The sequence below is a fragment of the Paludisphaera sp. genome (assembly GCF_037189885.1).
Taxonomy (GTDB): domain Bacteria; phylum Planctomycetota; class Planctomycetia; order Isosphaerales; family Isosphaeraceae; genus Paludisphaera.
Window position 1 is genome coordinate 41,054 of record NZ_JBBCIR010000037.1, and the last position, 22,934, is coordinate 63,987.

A 22,934-nucleotide genomic window follows, 5' to 3' on the forward strand; every position below is an offset into this window, starting at 1 on the left:
GCGATGGTTTGAAGCGGCTTTCGCGGACGAAGGACGAGTTGCTCTCGGGGGCGAGGAGACGGCGCCAAATCAACCCGTCGATCCGTCGCCGGCGAATGATCGAAGCCATCGGGAGTCCGAAAGTGAATAAAGGCTCGATCACCGGGGCGAACGTCCGACGGCGGACGCGAAGACGCGACGGACGCCCACGGGGGCGTGGAGCCCCGTCTTCGCGGTGATTCGCGGGCCCCACCGCGACGGCCGCCGGGATTTGATGGTCGCCTTCCCGTAGCCCGATCGCACCCCCTTCACGGCCGACCACGTCCGTCAGCGACGCCGGGAAGGCCTGGAACGCCGTGACGTCCGCTCATGCCTCTTCCTTCGAGAAGGCACCCGACGGTCGACCGCGGCCCAACTTCGGCGCCCGCCCATACCTCCATCAGTTCACAGCGACGTCCGGTCAGGCCGGCGCCGACCGTCTCAAGCCGTGTCGGAGGCTCGCTCGACCGTCGAGAACCCGTCTCGCGGCTGCAGCATCCTGGACGGTTCGGACCTCGCGGCCACGGCTCGCATCACCCGACCTCGAAACCTGGCTGGAGCGAACCGATGGGAGGGGTATGGAAGTTACGAAAGCCGTGAAAGTCGTGCCGATTCCCGGATTTCGTCGAGCCTCACTCTTGGCCGAAATACAGTGAAGAGCCCCGGTGAGTGAATCTCACCGTAACCGCTTGATCCAGCAGCAGAAGAAGAACTAGCACTAGTAGAAGCATTCCACCTTCACCACACGACACACCAAACGAATCGCGTCCACGCCGCTTCGCGGACGAGACTAGACACGGAAACCGGACCAGGATCAGAGCATGGCTTTGTGCCTTCGGCACAAGCCGAAATATGTACGGACGTTTAGAACGACGAGTCGAGGAAAAGGATGACGGAAGGATCTCGGGCGGCGAAGCCCGCACGATCGGTCCGAGGCCTGGACGACCCCGACGCACCCACCCCTAGGGGCGGGTGCGGCCTCGTCCCCGCCCCATTGAAAGCGAGGACTAACGATGTCTCGAGACTCGAATCGGTCCGGAGACCGACGACGACTTCCCGGGCCTCCCCGCGTCCTCAGCGACCTGGAGCAGGCCGTCGCCCCGCCTCGGGCCTTACACGTCATCGTGCCGCACGAGGCATGGCGGAGGGCCCGGACGGCCGCCCTGGACTCGGGCCTGGCCTTCAAGGACTACATGGCCCTCCTCATGCTGTCGGCCAGGCCCATCCGTAGTCAAGGCGACGGCCAAGCGGCCGCCGCCGTCGACGCCGACGGGCACGGCCCGGCCGGGTCATCGCACGAGGACGGCCCACGGCCCTGAACCATCGAGCCCGGCGTATGCATCCCGCACCGGGCGACGGGCCGCCGACCACGCGGCCAGGCGACCGAGAGGTGCCGATCGCCCCCGGTCGTGCCGACGAGCACGGGGCCCCCGAAGCCCTGGTGGAGCGGCCCGGACGATCATCGACGGAGATCCTGATGGCGAGACGACTCATAAGGCGACGCCCCCGGCCCGGCCCATGCCGCCCTAGCTCCGCGAGGAGGGGGGCCATGTCTATGGCGTCGAGGCCGAAGGCCTGGGGCGGATGTCCCTACCTTTGCTGCAACTGCGGCGGCGACCCCGACCGCCCCACCGTCGTCATCGTCGCCGAGGTCTAATCCAATCTCGGCGCCAGCGTCGCCGACGCCGCCGACCTCCCGGCCGTCCAGGTCGTCCGCGACCACGATTTGAAGCCCGACCGCCTCCTCTAGGTCGAGCATGACGCGGATTGGGCGTTCACCCGCGGCCGTACCGGCCTCCCGGAGCGTTTCGACCTGGTCGCCTTCCAGCGGGGTCGATCAGGCCTGGCCCGCCATCCCGAACGGCACCGCATCCCCAAGGCCTTCGTCCAGCGGCTTATCGGTGCCCACCGGATGCCCCCCAAGGCCGAGCCCCGGTGGTGCTCCACCCCCCCGGATCGCCGATCGTTCGGGTACATCGGTCGGCGATCAGGCCCATGCGGGTCCGACGCCCGGGAGGCCGAATCGTGAAGACGCTGGCGGAGCTACGGGGCGAATGTGCCGCTCTCGGGATCGCCTTGGAGGCTCGGGGACGTGCGGGCAAGGAGCCGTTCCTCGCCGCCCTTCAGGACTACCACTGGCGGACGGCCCATCCAGACGAGCCGCTTCCGGCCCAGGTCATGCCGATGCTCCTGGGCTCATGGAACGACCTTACATCCGCCGAAGCCGCGGCCATCGAGCGGGACCAGCACGCCTGGTGCGTCCAGGAGAAGAAGGACGGCGTCCGGGCCCTTCTCCACGTTGGTCGAAACGGCGTCAGGATTACGGGCCGCACGATCTCGCAGGTCAGCTACCGCCTGTCGGAGTTCCAGGCCAACCTCCCCCACCTCGTCGCCGGCCTCGACCGCCTGGCCGGGACCATCCTGGACGGCGAACTCGTCTGCCCCGTCGCCGAGATCGACACCGGCGCCACCACGTCGGCCCACCCCCTGCAGGCCGCCGTCGCGATCCTCGCCGCCGGCCCCGAGAAGGCCCGGCTCATCCAGGATCGTCAGAAGGCCCGGCTGCGGTTCCACGCCTTCGATCTGCTGTCCCACCTGGGCCGGGACGTCACGCATCTCCCTCTTTACGACCGGCTCGAGTTGCTCCGCCGAGCCGCGGAGGCCGCCGACAATCCCCACCTGGAGATCGTCCCGACGTACGTCGCGGCCAAGGCCGCCTTCCACGACCGCATCGTCGAGTCCGGCGGAGAGGGGACCGTCTGGAAGCGGCTGGATTCGCCTTACGAGCCCGGCGAGCGATCCCGCCTCTGGCTCAAGCGGAAGGCCGAGCTGACCGTCGAGGCCGTCGTCATCGGGTCCAAACCCGCAACCCCCGGCAAGGGTCACGAGGGCCTCGTCGGGGCCGTCGAGTTCGGCCGTCGAGGGGCCGACGGGGCCATGAGGTCGATCGCATGGGTCTCCGCCTGGCCGGACGACGAACGTCGCTCGATGACCCAGGTCGGCCCGTCCGGCGAGCTTCGACTCTCCCCGGTCTACCTGGGACGCCGGGCGTGGATCGCCGGCCTGGACCTCGCCGCTAAGTCCGGTCGGATGCGGCACGCACGCCTCGTCTCCTGGATCGACCTTTGACCGGCGGGGCCGTAGAGACGTCGACCGGTCGAAGTCTCGGAGGATCGGGCGACGTCTTCGCCGCCGTTCGGCTTCACGAATTCTCGGTTGGAGCCATAATGCGGGGCCGATGGCGACGGATCCCGAGACGCGACCACTTGCTTGTTCGGGGCCTTGGAGCGATGGTGGCGGCAGGAAGCCGAGGCGGTGACCATGGAACAGGCGACACATTCGGCCATCGTGAATTTCATCTGGGGCATCGCCGACGATGTCCTGAGGGATGTCTACGTCCGGGGGAAGTACCGGGACGTCATCCTGCCGATGACGGTCATTCGGAGGCTGGATTGCCTCCTGGAGCCGACCAAAGACGCGGTGCTGAAGCAGAAGGCCCTGCTGGACAAGGCGGGGATCGTCAACCAGGAAGGGCCGCTGAGGCAGGCGGCGGGGCAGGCGTTCTACAACACGTCGCAGTTCACCCTGAGGAGGCTGCTGGACAACCCGAAGCAGCTCCGGGCGAACTTCGGCGACTACCTGGACGGGTTCTCGGCCAACGTCCAGGAGATCATCGACAAGTTCGATTTCCACAACCAGCTCAAGAAGCTCGACCAGGCCGACGCCCTGGGGCACCTGATCGAGAAGTTTCTCTCGCCGAACGTCAACCTGAGCCCGCTCCCCGTCCTGGACGGTCGCAAGGAGGTCAAGCTCCCCGGCCTCGACAATCATTCCATGGGGACCGTCTTCGAGGAGCTGATCCGCAAGTTCAACGAGGAGAACAACGAGGAAGCGGGGGAACACTGGACGCCCCGCGACGTCGTCCGGCTGATGGCCGAAATGGTCTTCCGCCCCATCAACGGCGGGATCACGGACGGAACCTACCTAATCTACGACGGGGCCTGCGGCACGGGAGGGATGCTCACCGTAGCGGAAGATGCCCTCAAGAATTTAGCCGAGGACCACGGCAAAGAAGTATCGGTTCACCTATTCGGCCAGGAAATCAACGCCGAGACTTACGCCATCTGCAAGGCCGACCTGTTGCTGAAGGGTGAAGGGAAGGAGGCGGACAACATCAAGTTCGGCTCCACGCTGGCGGCCGACGCCTATCCGTCCACTCAGTTCGACTTCATGCTCTCGAACCCGCCCTACGGCAAGAGCTGGAAGACCGACCAGGAGCGAATGGGGGGGAAGAAGGATCTCCAGGACGCCCGGTTTCTCGTCCAACACGGGGACGACCAGGAATTCTCGATGGCCACCCGGTCGAGCGACGGCCAACTCATGTTCCTGGTGAACCTGCTGAGCAAGATGAAGCCCGAAACGGGGAGCCGGATCGCCGAGGTCCACAACGGCTCGTCCCTGTTCACCGGGGACGCCGGCCAGGGGGAGTCCAACATCCGGCGTTGGATCATCGAGAACGACTGGCTGGAAGCCATCGTGGCCCTGCCGCTGAACATCTTCTACAACACCGGCATCGCCACCTACATCTGGGTCCTGACGAACCGGAAGTCGCCGAAACGACGTGGCAAGGTCCAGCTCATCGACGCCACGTCCTGGTTCGAGCCCCTCCGCAAGAACCTGGGGAAGAAGACCTGCCGGCTGGGCGAGGAGCACATCCAGAGAATCTATGACGCCTTCCACGACATGACCGAGTCCGAGCAGTCGAAGGTCTTCCCCAACGAGGCGTTCGGCTACTGGAAGGTCACGGTGGAACGTCCCCTGCGGGTCGTCGGCATCGACCCCCACCGGCCCTACTCGCCGAAGGAGATCAAGGCGTTCAAGGCCGAGGGGCGGGTGGACGAGGCCGGCCTCCCGGTGGTGAGGAAGGTCCACAAGAAGACCACTCCCGACCCCCTGCACGGCCTCTTCGAGATCAAGGTCGGTGGGAAGTCCCAGGTCGTCGAGTACGAGTCCGATTCCGACCTCCGGGATTCCGAGCAAATCCCACTCCTGGAAGAGGGGGGCATCGCGGGCTTTCTCCAACGCGAGGTCCTGCCCCACGTCCCGGATGCCTGGATCGACCCGTCCAGCACGAGGACCGGGTACGAGATCTCGTTCACCCGACATTTCTACAAGCCGCCCCAGCTTCGGAGTCTGGCGGAGATTCGGGCGGACATTGAAGCGTTGGAACGACAGACGGAGGGACTGCTTCAGGAGATCTTGGTGGATGTGGAGGGGGTGGTATGAAGCCGCTCCGGCCGTATTCGAATTACAAGAACTCCAATGACCCCTGCATCCGTCTGGTCCCAAGACACTGGAACGAGAGAAAGCTGAGACATTGTGGCCGAATTGTCGGCGGATCAACCCCGAGCATGGGTCGTCCAGATTTCTGGAACGGCGATATCCCTTGGATCAGCCCAAAGGACATGAAGTCGTCGAATCTATGGGGTTCAATTAATGGTATCACAGAGACTGCCCTGAGCGAGACCTCGATCCAAGCCTACGACCCACCCGCCGTACTCATGGTAGTTCGGGGGATGATTCTGGCTCGACGAGTTCCTATTGCCGTAACGCATGTGAAGGCTGCGATCAATCAGGACATGAAGGCGATTATCCCTTCTCCTCACGTCAATGCCCATTTCCTTCTACATGCTCTAGAAGCCTCAAACGATCGACTTATGGGATTGACCGAGGAATCAGGCCATGGAACGAAGCGGCTCCCCACGGAACGGTGGCGGGATCTGAGGCTCCACATTCCCCCGCCCGACGAACAGGCCGCCATCGTCCGTTTCCTGGATCATGTCGACCGGAAGATCCGACGGTTCATCCAAGCCAAGCGGCGGCAGATCGACTTATTTAGCGAACAGAGGCACGCCCTGTTGTCAGAGGTTCTGCCCGACGAGGGCAGAGACCAGACGAGCAGCGAATCTAGCGATTGGACCGGCAGGCAATATGATACATGGAAGGTCGGCCACTTTGCTCGCGTTGGGAACGGGTCGACACCGTCTCGAAGCAACATCAATTACTGGTCTGACGGTGATTTCCCCTGGCTCAATAGCTCAACCGTGAACCAAGGGGTGATAACACGAAGTGACCAGTTTGTCACAAGTCAAGCTTTGAAAGAATGCCATCTTCCAATCGTTCCTCCCGGAAGCGTCCTCATGGCGATTACGGGCCAAGGGAAAACACGCGGAACATCGGCCCTCCTCGCGATGGAGGCGACGATCAACCAACATCTAGCATTCATAACCATCAAGAAACCGATCGTCACGCCAGCCTATTTACATGCCGCATTGACAGCCATGTACAGGCGGCTGAGGGCCATGAGCGACGATTCAGGTAGCACGAAGGGTGCCCTAACCTGTACGCAAATCCGACATCTCAGCTTGCCAATTCCGCCTCCGTGCGAACAAAGCCGCATCCTTGACGATTTGTCGATGTCTACAGCGAAGATCAACAGGCTGTCAACGCAAGCAGAAGCGGAGATCAAGCTACTCCAGGAATACCGCACCCGCCTCATCTCCGACGTCGTCACCGGCAAACTCGACGTCCGCGAGGACGCCGAGCACCTCCCTGAGGACCTGGGCACCATCGACTCCGAAGATGACTACCTCGGCTCCGACGATGAGGACTCCCTGGACGACGACTCCTCCGTGTCGCTCTCCGACGCCACCGACAAGGACTGACCCATGAGTCCTCCTCCCGCCCGGCCCCAGGTCTACCACATCACCCACGGGAAGCACCTGGGGCGGATCATCGCAGACGGGGGCCTATGGTCGGATGCGGAGATCCTGGCCCTGGGAGGGCCGGAGATGCCGATCGGGATGGCGAAGATCAAGAAGCGGAGGCTGGAACAGCAGGTGGTCCACTGCCACCCGGGGACGAAGGTCGGGCAGTACGTCCCGTTCTACTTCTGCCCCCGGTCGGTCATGCTCTACCTGCTGCATTGCGGGAACCACCCGGAGATCACCTACCGGGAAGGGCAACGGCCGATCCTCCACCTGGAGGCCGACTTTCATAAATTCGTGAACTGGACGAGGAATCTATATTCCCCGTGTTGATGGACGACACTAGCGGGAATGGTGTAGTGAGTGGGTGGCCCGTGCAGTAGAATCGCTTGCTCAACCGAAGCACCAGTGGCCCGTGGTGGCAGCAATGTGTCAAGACCGTTGTTCGCCAATTATTTCATGGAGGCATGTCGTGAAAATGAGTAAAGTGACGCGTCTTGGAGCCAGCCTGTTTGGCACGACGAAGAATTGGGCTTTATGCTTCAGGAAATGGATTTGTCGGCCTTTGTCGAAATACGCGAGCTTATATGCCTTGATAATTGCCGTGTTCGCGGTCGCGTACTCCCGGATGCCGGGCCAATTTCATCACACTACTGTGAAATTCGAGCGATCTACGATTGCGGACCGTGCAGCTATCAAAGAAGGCCTGAGGCAAATCATGGTTGATTCTTATCGGTCAAACAATAATGACGGCGCGATTCTTAAATCGAATGAGTGGGTCGCAAACGTCAACGACCTCAACCTCGTCGATTTCCGGTATGACGACGGCCGATTTCGAGGAACGGTTAGACTTCCTCGTGTACCCGAATTAGGGCGAAGCGATTTTGATCTTATTGGATTCGACGGCCCTTCTGATCCTGAATTCGAAATTGAAATGGATTGCTTTGGCAAGGATGGGCTTTTGCTGAGTCCTTTGCCTTCCGAAGGCCAGACAGTGGTTTCTGTTAGGATGACATCGAATACTTCGGATAAACCGATGCACCGGCTCGCTAGTATTAAGAATCCAGATGGTTCCATTGTTGCTGGCTTGCTGCGGATTCCTAACTTGCTGCATAATCAGATGGTTGCCCATGTCGCGGCGAACGAAGGATTCCCCGGACATGCGTCCGGAAATTGTTCGCGAATGCTTTACCTAAGCACTGTGTCCATCACGACGCTGGGCTACGGCGATATCTTGCCCATCACCACCCTCGCTCGAACTCTGGTTGCCATCGAGGCGATTGCTGGCACCCTCGTTATTGGTTTTATATTTCAGCCGTGGCAAATCAGCAATAGTTTTACCGAGAGGGGTTGTCAAAAGAATGAACGCGGTCGTCCGCGGACCGGCTGAAGGACCAGACGGATATGCTTTACTCGACCCACGGCGACATCCTGAAGCACGAAGCGGATGCCCTCGTCAACACCGTGAACTGCGTCGTGGTGATGGGCCGGGGGATCGCCCTCCAGTTCCGCCGTGCGTTCGACGACAACTACGAGGCCTACCGCAAGGCCGCCAACGCCGGGGAAGTCGTCCCGGGCCGGATGTTCGTCTTCGACCGGGCCACCCTGGAACGGCTCCGCTGGATCATCAATTTCCCCACCAAGCGGCACTGGAAGGCCGCCAGCCGGATCGAGGACGTCGAGGCCGGGCTGGTGGATCTGGTGCGGGTCATCCGGGAACTGGGGATCAGATCGATCGCGATCCCTCCCCTGGGCTGCGGCCTGGGGGGCCTGGACTGGTCCGAGGTCCGTCCCCTGATCGAGCACGCCCTGGCCGCCGTTCCGGAGGTCGACGCCTACCTGTTCGAGCCCGGCAAGGCCCCCCCGGCCCGGGAGATGGTCAACCGGACGAGGCGTCCGAAGCTGACGACGGCCAAGGCGGCCATCCTGGGCTTGATGCGGAATTACCTCGCCGGGGTGATGGACGTCGGGGTCTCCCTGCTGGAGATCCACAAGCTGATGTATCTCCTCCAGGCGGCCGGCGAGCCGCTTAAGCTGGACTACAAGCAGGCCGTCTACGGCCCGTACGCCGAAAATCTCCGCCACGTCTTGAAGGCCATGGAAAGCCACTACATCCATGGGTATGGTGAAGGAGGGGACGACCCGAGGAAGCCCATCGAGCTGGCCGAAGGGTCCGCCGAGGAGGGCTATGAATTCCTCCGCGGCCATCCCGAGACGCTGGAGCGGTTCGAGAGGGTCAGTGGGCTGATCGAGGGGTTCGAGTCCCCCTACGGCATGGAGCTGCTGGCCACCGTGCATTGGGTGGCCGATCGTCAGGGAGCGAGGACGGTCGACGAGGCCGTCCTGAAGGTCCACGGCTGGAACGCCCGCAAGACGATGTTCACCCCCCACCAGATCCAGGCGGCGTGGGACCGGCTCGTTCGGTCGGGCTGGATCGACGGACCTCACGATGCCGACGGACACGTCTGAAAAAGGCCTCGAATCCCTCGTGGTCAACTCCCTCATCGAGGAGGCCGGGTACCTCGCCGGCCGCCCCGAGGATTACGACCGCGAGCACGCCGTCGACCTGACTCACCTGCTCACCTTCCTCCGGTCCACCCAACCGGACGTCGTCGAGGCGTTGAACCTGGAGGAGCCGGGCCCGTCTCGTCAGCAGTTCCTCCACCGGCTCCAGGGCGAGATCACCAAGCGGGGCGTGGTGGACGTCCTCCGCAGGGGGATCAAGCACGGGCCGGTCACGGTGGACATCTACCACGGGATTCCGACCCCCGGGAATGCCAAGGCCGCCGAACTCCACGCCGCCAATCGATTCAGCGTCACCCGCCAGCTCCGGTTCAGCAAGGACGAGACGAAGCTCTCCCTCGACCTGGCCGTCTTCCTGAACGGGCTCCCCCTGGCCACGTTCGAGCTGAAGAACTCGCTGACCAAGCAGACCCACGTCGACGCGATCAACCAGTACAAGCGGGACCGGGACCCCAAGGAGCTGCTGTTCCTCCCCGGCCGCTGCGTGGTCCACTTCGCCGTCGACGAGTCCCAGGTATGGATGTGCTCGCAGTTGGAAGGCGACGGCAGTTGGTTCCTCCCGTTCAACCGGGGCTGGAACCACGGGGCCGGGAACCCTCCCAACCCCTCGGGGATCAAGACCGACTATCTGTGGAAGGAGATCCTGGCCCGGCCCAGCCTGGCGGACGTCCTGGAGAACTACGCCCAGTTCGTCGAGGTGAAGGACGCGAAGGGGAGGACGCGACGTCGGCCGGTCTTCCCCAGATACCACCAACTCGACGTCGTCCGGAAGGTGCTGGGGGACGTGGGGAAGAACGGGGCGGGGTCGAGCTACCTGATCCAGCATTCGGCGGGGTCGGGGAAGAGCAACTCCATCACCTGGCTGGCCCATCAGCTCGTCGAGTTGAAGAAGGGCGGGGAGCCCGTGTTCGACTCCGTGATCGTCGTGACGGACCGGACGGTCCTGGACAAGCAGCTCCGGGACAACATCAAGCGGTTCGCCCAGGTCTCGGCGGTGGTGGGGGCGGTGACCCAGGGGTCGGGGCAGCTCCGGGGGTTCATCGAGCAGGGGAAGAAGATCATCATCTCGACGATCCAGAAGTTCCCCTTCATCCTGGACGAGATCGGCGACCAGCACCGGAACCGGCGGTTCGCCATCCTGATCGACGAGGCCCACTCCAGCCAGGGAGGCCGGACGACCTCGGCCATGCACTCGGCCCTCGCGGAGCAGGGGATACCCGAGGAGGAGACGGAGGAAGACCGGATCATCCGGGTGATGGAGTCGCGGAGGAAGCTCAGGAACGCCGGCTACTTCGCCTTCACCGCCACCCCGAAGAACAAGACCCTGGAGATCTTCGGCGTCGCCCAGCCCGACGGGACGTTCCGCCCCTTCCATGCCTACACGATGAAGCAGGCGATCGAGGAAGGGTTCATCCTCGACGTCCTGAAGAACTACACGCCGGTCTCCAGCTACTACCGGCTCATGAAAAAGGTGGAGGACGACCCCGAGTTCGACGTCAGCAAGGCCCAGCGGAAGCTCCGGAAGTACGTCGAGTCCCATGACCACGCGATCCGCCAGAAGGCGGAGATCATGGCCGATCACTTCCACGACCAGGTGATCGCCCAGCAGAAGATCGGCGGCAAGGCCAGGGCCATGGTCGTGACCAGCGGCATCGCCAGGGCGATCCAATACAAGCGGGCCTTCGACGCCTACCTCCTGGAACGGAAGAGCCCGTTCAAGGCCGTCGTGGCGTTCTCCGGCGAGCACGAGGTGGACGGCCAGAAGGTGACGGAGGCCACCATGAACGGCTTCCCGAGCCCGCTGATCCCGGAGACGTTCCGGAAGGACCCGTACCGATTCCTGATCGTCGCGGACAAGTTCCAGACCGGTTACGACGAGCCGCTACTCCACACGATGTACGTCGACAAGATGCTCTCGGGCATCAAGACCGTCCAGACCCTCTCACGCCTGAACCGGGCTCACCCGCAGAAGCACGACACGTTCATCCTCGACTTCATGAACGACGTCGACACCATCCAGGCCGCGTTCTCGGACTATTACCGGACGACCATCCTCAGCGAGGCCACCGACCCCAACCGGCTCCACGACCTTAAGGCCGACCTGGACGGCTACCAGGTCTATTCGCCCACCGAGGTCGCCACACTGGCCGACCTCTACCTCAAGGGAGCGGACCGCGAGAAGCTCGACCCGATCCTGGACGCCTCCGTGGCCGTCTACACGTCGGACCTGGACGAGGATCAGCAGGTGGCCTTCAAGGGGAAGGCCAAGGCGTTCGTCCGCACCTACAGCTTCCTGTCGTCGATCCTGCCCTACGCGAACGCCGACTGGGAACGCCTCTCGATCTTCCTGAACTTCCTGACCCCCCGCCTGCCGGCCCCCAAGGAGGAAGACCTGTCCAAGGGCATCCTCGAAACGATCGACATGGACAGCTACCGCGTCGAGGTCCGGTCCCAGATGGCGATCTCCCTCCCCGACGAGGACGCCTCGATCGGCCCCATCCCCAACCCCGGGGCCGGTGGCCGTCCCGAGCCCGAGCTGGACCGCCTAAGCCAGATCATCCGGGCCTTCAATGACCAGTTTGGAAACATCGAATGGAAGGACCAGGACAAGATCCAGGAGGTCATCTCCCAGGAGATCCCCGCCAAGGTCGCCGCCGACAAGGCCTACCAGAACGCCATCAAGAATTCCGACAAGCAGAACGCCCGCATCGAACACGACAACGCCCTCCAGCGGATCATGCTCGACCTGATCGCCGACCACACAGAACTCTTCAAGCAATTCAGCGACAACCCGGCCTTCAAGAAGTGGCTGTCGGACACGATCTTTCAGACGACCTACGCCAAATCGGCTCCGGGCTACCACGCCTCGCCGCCGGGGGCTGAGTCACGCTGACGATGCCTTGCCGAAAAGTTCTTGTACGGGTTGGTGTACCGACGTATCTTGGTCCGAGAGGCGAGTGCATGCCGCCGTCTAGACTCTTCGGGGGGTAGGATGACCGGTACGACAGCGTCGCCACTCGGCACGGACGAGAAGGGTAGGCTCCAGCAGTTCCTCAAACGCCGGCAATTGAACGAGCGGATGGTCAGGCTTCTGGAGGAGGTTAAGGAGGCCCAGAACCTCAAGCGAGGCGAGATCACCACCGCCAAGAACTCCACCTATGACGACATCGTCGAGTCTATCTCCAAGTCGTTGTCGAACGGGTGGATCTCGACCGAGGCCGTGACCCAGGTGCTGGAGGCGGCGGAGATCGCCGGCCGCCAGCATGTCTGCGTCTTCGAAGTCGCTCAGGAGGACCTGGGGAAGGTCCGCGAGAGCCTGAACAATCCCGCCACCCTCAACACACAGACCACGTCCCTGGAGGAGTTCTGGACGATCCCCCTCGAACCTTATACGAGGATCCTGGCGGACGCCCCGGACATCCACATCAGCAAGGTGGTCGCCGTCCGGAAGTACTGGGTCGAGCACGAAACGCCCAAGTCCGAAGACTACATCGAGATCATCCGCAAGCGGGAGAGGGAGCGAGCCGCTCTGATCGTCAAGCTGGACGCTGGTAGCCGACTACTCCAGTTTAGGGTGCCGATCCGCGAGCAGGCCCCCGGGGTGGACACGTCCTCAAGCGTCTACGCCTTCGTCTCGCAGATTGTCTATTCCCAGTACGGCGATCATGGGGCCGCCTGGCTGCTGAGGCTGCGTCCGTTCAAGATCGCCGACGCCTACAAGAATATCATCCTGAACCGGGACGACTTCGAGCTTCACGCCGACACGCCTGAGAACCAGTACCTCAGGAGCAGCATGAGCCGAAAGGGGGCCCCGGGGACCGGGCAGGACATCCGCGACTTCCCCGAGTGGGTGTACGACAATGGCTTCGCCCGGAGCAGTATAAAGGGCACCTGGAAGCGAGACCCGGCGGGCGTGGACGTCCGGATGCACTACGACCGGGTGAAGGTCAGCAAGGAACTGACGCGGCTCATGGCTCGGCTCTATTTCTCGAAGCCCTACTCCGACCAGGACGTGGAGCATGTCATCCTCCGAATTCGAGAGCATTTTTGAGCATGCCGCCGCCCTCGTGCGGATCAGATGCAAGGGCTTCCACGGCGTTGAGACGGTCCTTGCGGCCCTCAACTCGAGGGTCGTCTCGGGGCACTCTGACCCCCGAATCCACCGCGAGCTGTTCTTCGAACCTTGGATCGACTCCCAGCAACTGGGCGTCCCCCAGGACACGGCGGAAGAGGTGGCACGGGAACTTCACCAACTCAGCGTCCTGACTGTCTGGACGCGATTACGGTGCACCGAAGTCCCCTTCGACGAGGACGGGACGATCACGGAGACGAACTCGGCCGAGGAACTCGAGAGGGTTCGCTCCATCCCGTGCCCGCACTGCGGCACGTTCCACGACATCGTCCCATCTCTCGTGGAAACCCTCTACGCCCCGAACTTCCCGATGTCGGACCAGGTAGCTCCGTTCACGGCGGGGAGACTCCGGCTCGGCCTCGCGAAGCCGGTCGCTCAGGCCGACCGTTCCGACCCCAATACGCTTAGGTGCATTTCCATCATCCGGGATTCCTCGGTCCGAGACGAACCCTTCGCCGTCCTGCTGACCCGGGCCCTTGCCACCAACACGAAGGTCGAGCACGTCCCCGCTCCACATCAGGCTTGGATGGCCGCCTGGATGGGTCCGATCGTCATCACCTTGGGATTCCTCGTCCTCATCGGTCCCATCGTTAACTTCGCCGGGCAGGCCGCCGGCTGGGTCTGTGCGGCCCTGGTCATCCTCGTGATTTTCCTCGTCATCCGCGGGGACACTCAGGTGAAGCTGGCACCTTCCGCAGCCAGCCGATCACTAACGCGTTCGGGGATAATGGGGACACTCCTCCTTCTGACCGCTGGGACCACCGGACTCCAGGTCTCCCTCTCCAAGGGTGAAGGCGTCGCGATCTCTCTCCTCGAAAGCCATAGTCTGATCCTCCCGATCAAGCTTGAGTACGGTGGCACGAACTACTGGCTCGTCGGGCTCGGGGTCGGCCTATTCTTCCTGACTGCGGTCTTCGTGCTCGTGTACGATAAGCGGATTGGGTGGTTCGGCTCGTGACCATGTCGCTCGGGCCTTCGCATCGACTGACGCAAGTTCGGGGGGTGGGACGGCGAGCGAACGAGCCGCTTGAACCGGGTACTGCCTTGTGAGGAACGATCGTCCTGGTCCGTACGGAGGGCCGGGGAGTTTCGCACGAGGAGAACCCACCATTGGCCCACGAACTCTGCACCGTCAACGGCCGAACCGCAATGATGTACGTCGACGCCGCCCCCTGGCACGGCCTGGGGCAGCGTCTTGATGCCCCCGCCACCGCCCGGGAGGCCATCGTCGCCGCCAACCTCGACTACGAGGCCGCCCTGGCCGACTTGGCCACCACCGCCGGGATTCCCGTCAACGGCAAGAAGGCCGTCGTCCGCACCGACACCGACGACGTCCTGGGGGTTGTCGGCGACCGGTATCGCCCCATTCAAAACGCCGAGGCGTTCGCCTTCTTGGACGCCATCGTCGCCGACGGCGGCCTCCGCTACCACACCGCCGGAGCCCTCCGCCGGGGCGGGAAGATCTGGCTCCTGGCCAAGCTCCCCGGCCAGATCCGCGTCCGTTTCTCCGACGACGTATCGGAGAAGTACCTCCTGCTGACCAATAGCCACGACGGCTCGTCGTGCCTGCGGGTCTTCTTCACCTCGATCCGCGTCGTCTGTGCCAACACGCTGGCGGCGGCCAACCGCAAGGGCCGGGGGGAGGGCATCTCCATCCGCCACGAGGGCAACCTCGTCTGCAAGATCCGGCGGGCCCGCGACGTCCTAGGCATCGCCGCCCGCTACTTCGACGACCTGGAGGGCCGGTTCGACCTGATGGCCCGCCACTACCCGACCTTCGCCCAGGTCTCGGCCTACTACAAGTCCCTGGTCCCCGACCCCGAGGACGCCCACCCCGGCCGGGCCCAGAACACCCGCGACGAGCTGTTCCGGCTCTACGAGCAGGGCAAGGGCCAGGACATCCCCCAGATCCGGGGGACGACGTGGGCCGCCTTCAACGCCGTCACGGAGTACACGGACCACTACCGGCCCACCCGCGGCAAGGAGGACTTCGATCGTGCCGCCGGTCGGCTCGACTCCGCCTGGTTTGGCAGCGGCTCCCGGCTCAAGCAGCGGGCCTTCGAGCTCGCTCTCGAGATGGCGGCCAGCAACAACTGACCACGTCCCACACGTCGCCCGGCGTCACCCGACCCCCTCGCGGACCAACGCCTTCCGACGCCGGGCGGGGTACTCCGCATGTCCGCTGAATCCTGATCACCCCATCCTAGTGAGGGCCCGCCCATGCTCCGAGCGAACGTCGGCGTCTCAAGGAAGACGTCCAAGGATTACAACTCCCGGGGGTTCATGCTGAACCTGGAGGGCGAGATCAACGCCGCCCTCGACGACCCCGAGGCCGTCATCGAACGGATCAAGGAGCTCTACTCCGTCGCCGAGGAAGCCCTGGACCGTCAGGTCGCCGAGGCCGAGGAGATCGACCGCATCGCCTCCCGGGACGCCGAGGGGCCTCCCCGTCCCCCGAGCAACGGCCACTCCAACGGTCATGCGAACGGGGAACCCGCCCGAAACGGCCACCGGGAGTCTAGGCCCACCGACCCCGAGCCGGCGACGAACAAGCAGGTCCAATTCCTCCAGACCCTGGCGAAGCGTCGGAAGCTGTTCGGGGCCAAGCTGGAGGACTTCATCGAGGAGATCGCCGGCCGTCGCTGCTCGCCGTACGACCTGACCAAGAAGGAGGCCGGGGCGGTCATCAACGCCCTCAACCCCGAGGCGTCCGGGGACGATCGGGCCCGACGATGAAACGGAGGAACCATTTCGACTCCCTGATCCGGGGATGGGGATGACCCTTCCCCGACTTCTTTTGGAGGACCCATGAGGACCGTCATCGCCAGGCCGCACTGGTCGTACTCGTCGGTGAGCCAATATTTGAAGTGTCCGCTCCAGTACTACTTCGAGAGGGTGGCGAAATTGCCCCGGAAGAGGGTGACCGACGCCCAGGTCCTCGGATCGGCCGTCCATTCGGCCCTGGCCGCCTATCACCGCAAGCTCCAGTCCGGAGAGCCCATCTCGTCGGAGGCCGTCCGCCACGCCTACCTCGATTCATGGGACGGCCAGGTCGGCGACGGCCGGGTCGTCGCCTCGGGGGGCAAGCCCCTCGGAGCCAGTCGCGACCTCGGCATGGCCCTCGTGGACATCTATCTGGAACAACCGCCCCCTCGAACCATCGTCGCGGTCGAGTGCCCGAAGATGGCCCCCATCGCCGACTCCCGCGGGGACTACCTGGAGAAGCCGGTGATGGTCGTCGCCGACCTGGTCACCCGCCGGGAGGACGGTTCGCTCCGGATCACCGAGATCAAGACCTCGGGCCGGGCCTACTCGGAATCCGAGGCGGCGACCTCCCTCCAGCCGACGTTCTACGCGAACGCTTACTACGAGTCGGCCGGGGAGGATCCGGCCGTCGAATTCGCGGTCCTGGTGAAGACGAAGGTCCCCAGGCTCCAGAGGATCCAGGCCGTCCGGACGACGAGCGATTACCGGAGGCTCGGCGACCTAATCAAGGTCGTGGAACGGGCCGTCGACGCCGAGATCTTCTACCCCGTCGAATCGCCCCTGAATTGCTCGGGGTGCCCGTTCCATCGCCCCTGCCGGGAATGGACCGGACGTCACGGTCGGACGCACGTCGTCGCGAGTCGCCCCGAGGAGCTCGTCGCATGTTGACGGAACTCCTGGGCAAGGGGGGCGATCTCTGTTCGCACGCCAGGTCGGGCGATGTCCGCTGCCCGCTCATCGTGAGGCCCACCTCGGAGGACGTCGTCACGGGCCACGTCTTCCAAGCGCTCGGCTGCCTGAACCCCCGATGGTGGCTCCCCGACCTGCTCAACACGGCCCTCGGGGCGGACCGTTTCCGGCGTCGCGTGTTCCGCGATCTGGAGATCCGACTCTGGCAGAATCAGCCTCGCTACCCGAGAGGCCTTCTCCCGTGGGAGGAGGGTCCGACCCAGGTCGACGCCGTGATCACCTGGGAGAATCCGGCCACGACCGTGTTCGTGGAGGCCAAATATGGGTCCGGCCTCTCCGCGAACGTCTCGGGAGACGACGGCTCCAGCGGCTTCCCTTCCGATCAGCTCATCCGCAACATCCGGGTCGGCCTGCATCACGCGGGCTATCTGCGGACGGGACGACGACTCTTCGAGCAACGTCCCCGGGACCTCGTCGTCCTGGTCCTCGCCCCGACCACGGGCCATCCTCTCGTGGGACGATACCGCGACACGGCACGCCTGCTGTCGGCCATCCCCCATTCGGACCGCCTGGACGGGCTCCCGAGAGGCCCCTTCGTCGGCGAACTCGGCTACGACGACGTCAACGCCATCCTTCGGCGTCAATCCCGGTTCATGACGTCGGCGGAGCGTCGGGTGGTCCGCGATCTGACCTCCTACCTCGAATTCAAGGCAGGAAATCCCCCGTCGAGATCGACGCGAATCGCTACCCCGACGGGACCGGGTTCGCCCCCGGAAACTCGCGAACTTCCCGGCATCTCGGGCGGGGGATGCCTGGACTGAACCCCCCCCCGAAATTCCTGTCAGCCTACTGACCCGCCCACGTCAGAGTCATCGGCTAGCATCGCGGCCCTCGCGTCGGAACCGGGATTTCCGCCGCCCGGGGGACGATCTCGACGATGGCCAAGAAGCGGACGGATGCACAACGGAGGGTTCGCCAGAGCGATCGGCTGGCCCGGGTCCTCCGTCTCCTGCAACTGATCCAGGGACCGGGGAACTGGAACGCTTCCACCATCGCCAGGAAGCTCGATTGTTCCGAACGGACCGTCTACCGCGACCTCCAGACGCTGTCGGCGGCGGGAATCCCCCTGTACTTCGACGACTTCAGCCAGTCCTACCGCTTGCGAGAGGGCTACCGGGGGCACTTCCCGAAGCCTCCGCCGACTCCGGCCCCGGACCTGGACCCGCAAGGTCCGGTCGGCGATCCCAGGTCCGCCGACGACGCCCGCTCCATCGCCTCCCTCGCCAAGGACGCCGCCCAGCGGCTCCTCGTCGAGGCCGAGGGAGTGGTCCGGGCGTTGGATCGGCTCGCCAAGGCGATCGAGGACATCGCCGGCCCCCGGTCCCCGTGAGCGGGTGCCCCCGGAAAACCCTCGACCCCGAGAGCCTGACTGACCCACTGTTGTCAGGATCCCCGATTAAGCTGCGGCCCACGATCCCCTCGAACCGTCGTGAGCCGACCGCCATGAGCCCCTACGAATACATCAAGCATCGCCAGATCCTCTGGGCACTGCGACACGGCAAGCGTCTGGGAAGCCAATTTCGCCACGACGCCGACCCCGCCCGGGTCGAGCGTGGCGAGAAGCTCTTCACCTTCGACCTCGACGACAACCTCTTCGAGCCCCTGGCGCCCGAGGTCCGTCGGGAGTTCGAGGCCGGGGACGGGGGGGAACTCGAGGGGAAGATGAACGCGGTCCATTCCTCCTCGGCGACCGCCGTCAACTTCTTCCATTACTGGAGGCGACGAGGCCTGATCGCGGAGGCGGCCAGGGCGGTCCGCGTCCCCTCCACCGGGATCGCCGGCTTGAGGTTCGAAGCCCGCTTCCCGATCCATGCCGACTTCTTCAAGGCCCCGAACCTGGACGTCGTGATCGATTACGTCCCGGGGAACGTCCTCAAGGCCACGGCGATCGAGTGCAAATTCAACGAACCCTTCGGGGGTTGGGGGAGGAAGGGCCTCAAGCCGGTCTATCTCGACCACAAGGAATTCTGGACCGAACTCCCCAACCTCCGGGCGATCGCCGAACAGGTCTCGCCGGCCGACACCCGGTTCGTCGCCCTGGACGTACCTCAGCTCCTGAAACACACGCTGGGCCTCATGAACGCCTACGGCAAGCGGGGGTTTCGGCTCCTGTACCTCCATTACGACGCTCCCGGGCCGGCGGCCGTGAGGCACGCCGAGGAGATCGCCGAGTTCTCGAGGCACATGGAACGGGATGGGGTGATGTTCCAATCCTCGACGTATCAGGAAGCGATCCTGAGCCTCGCCAGGGACCGACGGGCCGAGCACGAGGCGTTCGTCGACTACCTCGCGGAGCGGTATCTTTGACCCGTGATTAGGAGTACCGTCGCCTCCGACGCGGACCCGATCGTGGGGATGTTCGACATGGAAGGGATGAAGGCCGAAGACGATCCCGAGGGACGACCGCCCGTCGACTCCGCCCGGTGGGGGGCGTATTACTGGCTGCCGAGGCCCGGGGGCGACGGCGTTTCGTGGGGGATCTTCACCTGTGGCGACGCCGGCCTCGACCCGGACGCCGGCCACGACGAACTCTGGCCGGCCGTCGTCGATCGGCTCGTCGCGGCCTGGGGCCAGGACGCCAGGGCCCTTAGGGGGCGGTTGATCGACCATTACTCGGGACTCCCCCGCGGCCGGGTGACCCGTCGGAGGACTTCGTTCCTCATCCTGCACGGCGGGGACGGACCCGTCCCGGGCTGGCGGGAGGCCGTCGTCGGACGGTTCCACCTGGAAGGGCGGCGGGTGAAAATCCTGTTCGGCGAGCACGAGCGGATGATCGCGGGCGACCCCGAGGCGGTTGAGGAGGCCCTGGGGCTCGAACTAGGCCTGCGGGTGGAAGACGACCGAGCGAGGGAAAGACCTGAGAGGGAACGGCCCTCTAAATCGATCGGATCAACTCCGTGGCCCTCGCGGGTCTCGGCCGAATCCTCGACTTCTCGGGTTCTGCTCGTGCGTGGACGACGGGATCTCCCCCTCCCTCTTCCTGAGGAGCCGGACCCCGGCATCCGGCTCGTCCGACGGCGGTTCAACCCATCCCCGGTACGAGACGCCGGCGGGCTCGTAGGGGGCCGGATCGCCCCAAAGCGACGCGTCCATCTCCGTCAGGACGTACTCGGGGAGGCCCGTCCCGCCCGCGTCGCCGTGCTCGTGCAGGAGCGAGAAGAACCGCCGTCCATGGTGATCCAACGCGGACCTCTGACAGGAAAATCCGCCGAGCCGCACGAGCACCAGGGAATGCAGGCGGACCTTCAAGGGGGTGAAGACGTGTCGAATGGCGGCTTCCGACTCGAATGGGGAGAACCAGAGACGCATCGTTTCCGCCGTCGTCGAAGACCTACCCGATCCGAGGATCAACTCCGCGACGTCCCAGGAAACGCGTCGGGACGGTGCGTCGCCCCACGTCTCGGCCCTTCTCTCATCCGTCAGCCGTCGGACCTCCTCCGCTTCGTCGGGATCGAGCGGCCCCGGCCCGTCGCCGTCGAGCCTGAGGAACCGGACGGAGCGGACCGCGACGCCCTCGCACGGGATCGGGACGGCCGCGGAGCCGTCGACGTCGAGCAGCAGCGACGCGAACCCCGGCGTGTCTCCCGGTCGCAGCCTGTCGAAGTACCGGGCGACCTCAGGGTCGTAGTCCATCATCCAGAGGGTCGGAGCACCCGCCTCCGAACGATTCCGGGGGACGTGCTCGCGTCGTGGGTTGGAAGCGAGCAAGGTCGAGACGGGGGAGAAATCCCGTCCGCATCCGGGATACCAGACGACTTCCATCGGAATACCCTCCAGTTCGCATCGCCGTCGAATCACGACGACCCGGCCGATCGTCGAAGCCTAACCGACGTCGATGACAGGAGCGGGTCACCCTCGTCTCGAATCCACTTGCCCGCACCGATCCGCATGGAACCTGCCCAGGAGGGTGGATCGACCTCGCGACGCGGGTAAGGCGTCCGGAGCGGCGTCGACCCAACGTCGTCGCATTCGTGGAGCACGACGGAAGACGCGATTGGAATCGGGCCGTCTTCGGGCCGAGCTGGATCGAAGCGAGGGGGGGACGTGTCACCGAAACGGCAAGATCGATTTCATAATGCGGGCGGCGGAAAACTTCCCGGAGGTCGACCGCGGAAGCCCGACGGCGAACGGCGGATCCGGCAGGCCGACCGCCTCGCCCGGGTGCTGCGGGTGCTGGAACTCATCCAGGGACGAGGCCGGCACGATCTCGCCGACCTGGCGTCCGAGCTGGAATGCTCGACCCGCACCGTCCGCCGCTACCTCGACGTCCTGGAGCTCGCCGGCGTGCCCTTCTATCGCGATCGCGAGGCGGGGTGCTATCGGGTGCGGCCCGACTTCCGATTCCCGAGCTTGAACTTCACGGGCGGGGAGCTCCTCGGCCAGGCCACTGCGGCGGCGATCACGTCGGCCCCCGGGCTGGACGTCACCCTGGGGGCCGGTCCGACCACGCGGAAGTTGGCGGCGACCTCCGGCGACGAGGCGGCCGCGACCCTCGAGGCGGCCGGGCGGCTGACGACCGTCCTGGACCTCAAACTCGCGGATCACAGCCGGTGCCGCGAGGCCGTCCGGACCGCCCAGTGGGCCCTCCTGGAGGGCCGTCAGTTGGCGGGGCGATACCTGAGCCCGCACGACCCCCGGACGAAGAAGCTGACGCTCCACCCCTACCGGCTCTGCCTGCTCAAGCAGGCGTGGTATCTGATCGCACGCCCCTCCGACGGCGACGGGCCCCGGACCTACCGCGTCGCCCGGTTCAAGACCCTCCGCATGCTCGACGTTGTCGCCGTCGTGCCGCCGGACTTCGACCTGAAGGCCTATTTCGGCGACGCCTGGTGCGTGCTCCGAGGCGAGCGGAGCTACGATGTGGAGATCCTGTTCGACCGCGACGCGGCGGACCTGGCGACCGAGACGACCTGGCACCACACCCAACGAGCCCGCCGCCGTGCGGACGGTTCCTTGTCGCTCGAGTTCCGCGTGGACGGCCTCGAGGAGATCGCCGGCTGGGTCGTCGGCTGGTCGGGCTGGGCCGAAGCGGTCCGTCCGGCGGAGCTGCGGGCGATGGTGGTCGAACGGCTCCGCACGGCCCTTCGAAGGTACGGCGAGGCGACGCTTCCCGGCGATTGATCGATCGGCCTCCCTCCCGGACCGGAACGTCGAAGGCCCTCCGCGAGGGTATCCGAGGTCGACCCCATCCCGACGGAAAGCTCCGACTCCCCGGACCGGCTTGACCCGCCCGTGTCACGCGGCGTCGGCAGGATGGGACGGTCCTGGAACATCCCCGACGACCACGAACCGAAGGAGGAAGAGATGACGGCGGCGACCACCGAGAATCATTGTGCGTTCGGCCCGAAGAGCATTCGCCCGGCCTTATGGCTCCTGACGCTCCTGTTGGGATCGGGCTGCGGCCGGCCGGACGAGGCGGCCCCGGACGCGACCTCCGAGGCCCGCACGGCCCTGGAACGGGGCCTCGACGAATGGCGATCGGGCAAGGAGATGAAGCCGGGGGTGGACGGGGTCCTCACCGTCGGGCACGCGTTCTCCAACCTCCTGGATTACAAGGTCGCCGCCTTCGAGGCCGACCCCGCGACGCCCGGTTCCTACCTCGCGACGGTGAACCTCAAGCTCGAGACCTCGGCGAAGGTGCCCACGCAAGGGGGCGGCCCGGCGGTTGAGACGCAGATCCGATACCGCGTCGCCCCGAAGTCCCAAGGCGGACCGGGAGCATGGTGGATCGGCGAGCTGGTTAAATGAGAGAAGTCCGA

The 22,934-nt window shown here is 64.8% G+C and carries 19 protein-coding genes; all 19 read left to right on the forward strand.

The window, feature by feature from the left end; all coding sequences use genetic code 11:
• The first annotated feature begins 1,031 nt into the window (after window positions 1–1,031).
• The 19 genes from WG209_RS12645 (at window position 1,032) to WG209_RS12735 (ending at window position 22,923) form a co-directional block, all read left to right on the forward strand.
• The gene (locus WG209_RS12645) at window positions 1,032–1,337 is read left to right on the forward strand and encodes a hypothetical protein (RefSeq protein ID WP_337175410.1); all 306 of its coding nucleotides are present in this window, start codon (window positions 1,032–1,034) and stop codon (window positions 1,335–1,337) included.
• A 706-nt stretch (window positions 1,338–2,043) separates the two neighbouring features.
• A complete protein-coding gene (locus tag WG209_RS12650; RefSeq protein WP_337175411.1) occupies window positions 2,044–3,147 on the forward strand; it encodes a hypothetical protein in 1,104 nt (367 codons plus the stop codon).
• A gap of 192 nt (window positions 3,148–3,339) precedes the next feature.
• Complete coding sequence (locus tag WG209_RS12655; protein WP_337175412.1) at window positions 3,340–5,304, forward strand: class I SAM-dependent DNA methyltransferase; 1,965 nt, start codon at window positions 3,340–3,342, stop codon at window positions 5,302–5,304.
• Window positions 5,301–6,743 (forward strand): restriction endonuclease subunit S, encoded by a 1,443-nt coding sequence (locus tag WG209_RS12660; protein WP_337175413.1) that lies wholly within the window; start codon window positions 5,301–5,303, stop codon window positions 6,741–6,743. Before WG209_RS12655 ends, WG209_RS12660 begins: the two co-directional genes overlap by 4 nt.
• Window positions 6,744–6,746: 3 nt before the next feature.
• Complete coding sequence (locus tag WG209_RS12665; protein ID WP_337175414.1) at window positions 6,747–7,118, forward strand: DUF4433 domain-containing protein; 372 nt, start codon at window positions 6,747–6,749, stop codon at window positions 7,116–7,118.
• 145 nt (window positions 7,119–7,263) lie between these two features.
• On the forward strand, window positions 7,264–8,175 hold the full coding sequence (locus tag WG209_RS12670) for a potassium channel family protein (protein WP_337175456.1): 912 nt from the start codon (window positions 7,264–7,266) through the stop codon (window positions 8,173–8,175).
• Window positions 8,176–8,189: 14 nt separating this feature from the next.
• The gene (locus tag WG209_RS12675; RefSeq protein WP_337175415.1) at window positions 8,190–9,254 is read left to right on the forward strand and encodes a macro domain-containing protein; all 1,065 of its coding nucleotides are present in this window, start codon (window positions 8,190–8,192) and stop codon (window positions 9,252–9,254) included.
• On the forward strand, window positions 9,235–12,201 hold the full coding sequence (locus tag WG209_RS12680; RefSeq protein WP_337175416.1) for a type I restriction endonuclease subunit R: 2,967 nt from the start codon (window positions 9,235–9,237) through the stop codon (window positions 12,199–12,201). Before WG209_RS12675 ends, WG209_RS12680 begins: the two co-directional genes overlap by 20 nt.
• A 186-nt stretch (window positions 12,202–12,387) precedes the next feature.
• Window positions 12,388–13,359, forward strand: a complete 972-nt coding sequence (locus WG209_RS12685; protein WP_337175417.1) for a hypothetical protein — start codon at window positions 12,388–12,390, stop codon at window positions 13,357–13,359.
• Window positions 13,328–14,398: a hypothetical protein gene (locus WG209_RS12690; protein WP_337175418.1), complete on the forward strand. Its 1,071-nt coding sequence runs from the start codon at window positions 13,328–13,330 to the stop codon at window positions 14,396–14,398. The genes WG209_RS12685 and WG209_RS12690 overlap by 32 nt, the downstream gene beginning before the upstream one ends.
• Window positions 14,399–14,550: 152 nt before the next feature.
• On the forward strand, window positions 14,551–15,537 hold the full coding sequence (locus WG209_RS12695) for a DUF932 domain-containing protein (protein WP_337175419.1): 987 nt from the start codon (window positions 14,551–14,553) through the stop codon (window positions 15,535–15,537).
• Between the two features lie 123 nt (window positions 15,538–15,660).
• Window positions 15,661–16,176: a hypothetical protein gene (locus WG209_RS12700; protein WP_337175420.1), complete on the forward strand. Its 516-nt coding sequence runs from the start codon at window positions 15,661–15,663 to the stop codon at window positions 16,174–16,176.
• Between the two features lie 72 nt (window positions 16,177–16,248).
• Window positions 16,249–17,094 carry a PD-(D/E)XK nuclease family protein gene (locus WG209_RS12705; protein WP_337175421.1) on the forward strand — a complete coding sequence of 282 codons (846 nt, stop codon included), beginning with the start codon at window positions 16,249–16,251 and terminating at the stop codon, window positions 17,092–17,094.
• Window positions 17,088–17,936: a hypothetical protein gene (locus tag WG209_RS12710; RefSeq protein ID WP_337175422.1), complete on the forward strand. Its 849-nt coding sequence runs from the start codon at window positions 17,088–17,090 to the stop codon at window positions 17,934–17,936. The genes WG209_RS12705 and WG209_RS12710 overlap by 7 nt, the downstream gene beginning before the upstream one ends.
• Window positions 17,937–18,052: 116 nt before the next feature.
• Window positions 18,053–18,505 carry a helix-turn-helix domain-containing protein gene (locus tag WG209_RS12715; RefSeq protein WP_337175423.1) on the forward strand — a complete coding sequence of 151 codons (453 nt, stop codon included), beginning with the start codon at window positions 18,053–18,055 and terminating at the stop codon, window positions 18,503–18,505.
• Window positions 18,506–18,618: 113 nt separating this feature from the next.
• A complete protein-coding gene (locus tag WG209_RS12720) occupies window positions 18,619–19,482 on the forward strand; it encodes a hypothetical protein (RefSeq protein ID WP_337175424.1) in 864 nt (287 codons plus the stop codon).
• Window positions 19,483–19,485: 3 nt separating this feature from the next.
• The gene (locus WG209_RS12725) at window positions 19,486–21,108 is read left to right on the forward strand and encodes a hypothetical protein (protein ID WP_337175425.1); all 1,623 of its coding nucleotides are present in this window, start codon (window positions 19,486–19,488) and stop codon (window positions 21,106–21,108) included.
• A 237-nt stretch (window positions 21,109–21,345) separates the two neighbouring features.
• The gene (locus WG209_RS12730) at window positions 21,346–22,296 is read left to right on the forward strand and encodes a transcriptional regulator (protein WP_337175426.1); all 951 of its coding nucleotides are present in this window, start codon (window positions 21,346–21,348) and stop codon (window positions 22,294–22,296) included.
• Between the two features lie 183 nt (window positions 22,297–22,479).
• Window positions 22,480–22,923 carry a hypothetical protein gene (locus WG209_RS12735; protein WP_337175427.1) on the forward strand — a complete coding sequence of 148 codons (444 nt, stop codon included), beginning with the start codon at window positions 22,480–22,482 and terminating at the stop codon, window positions 22,921–22,923.
• Window positions 22,924–22,934: the final 11 nt, after the last annotated feature.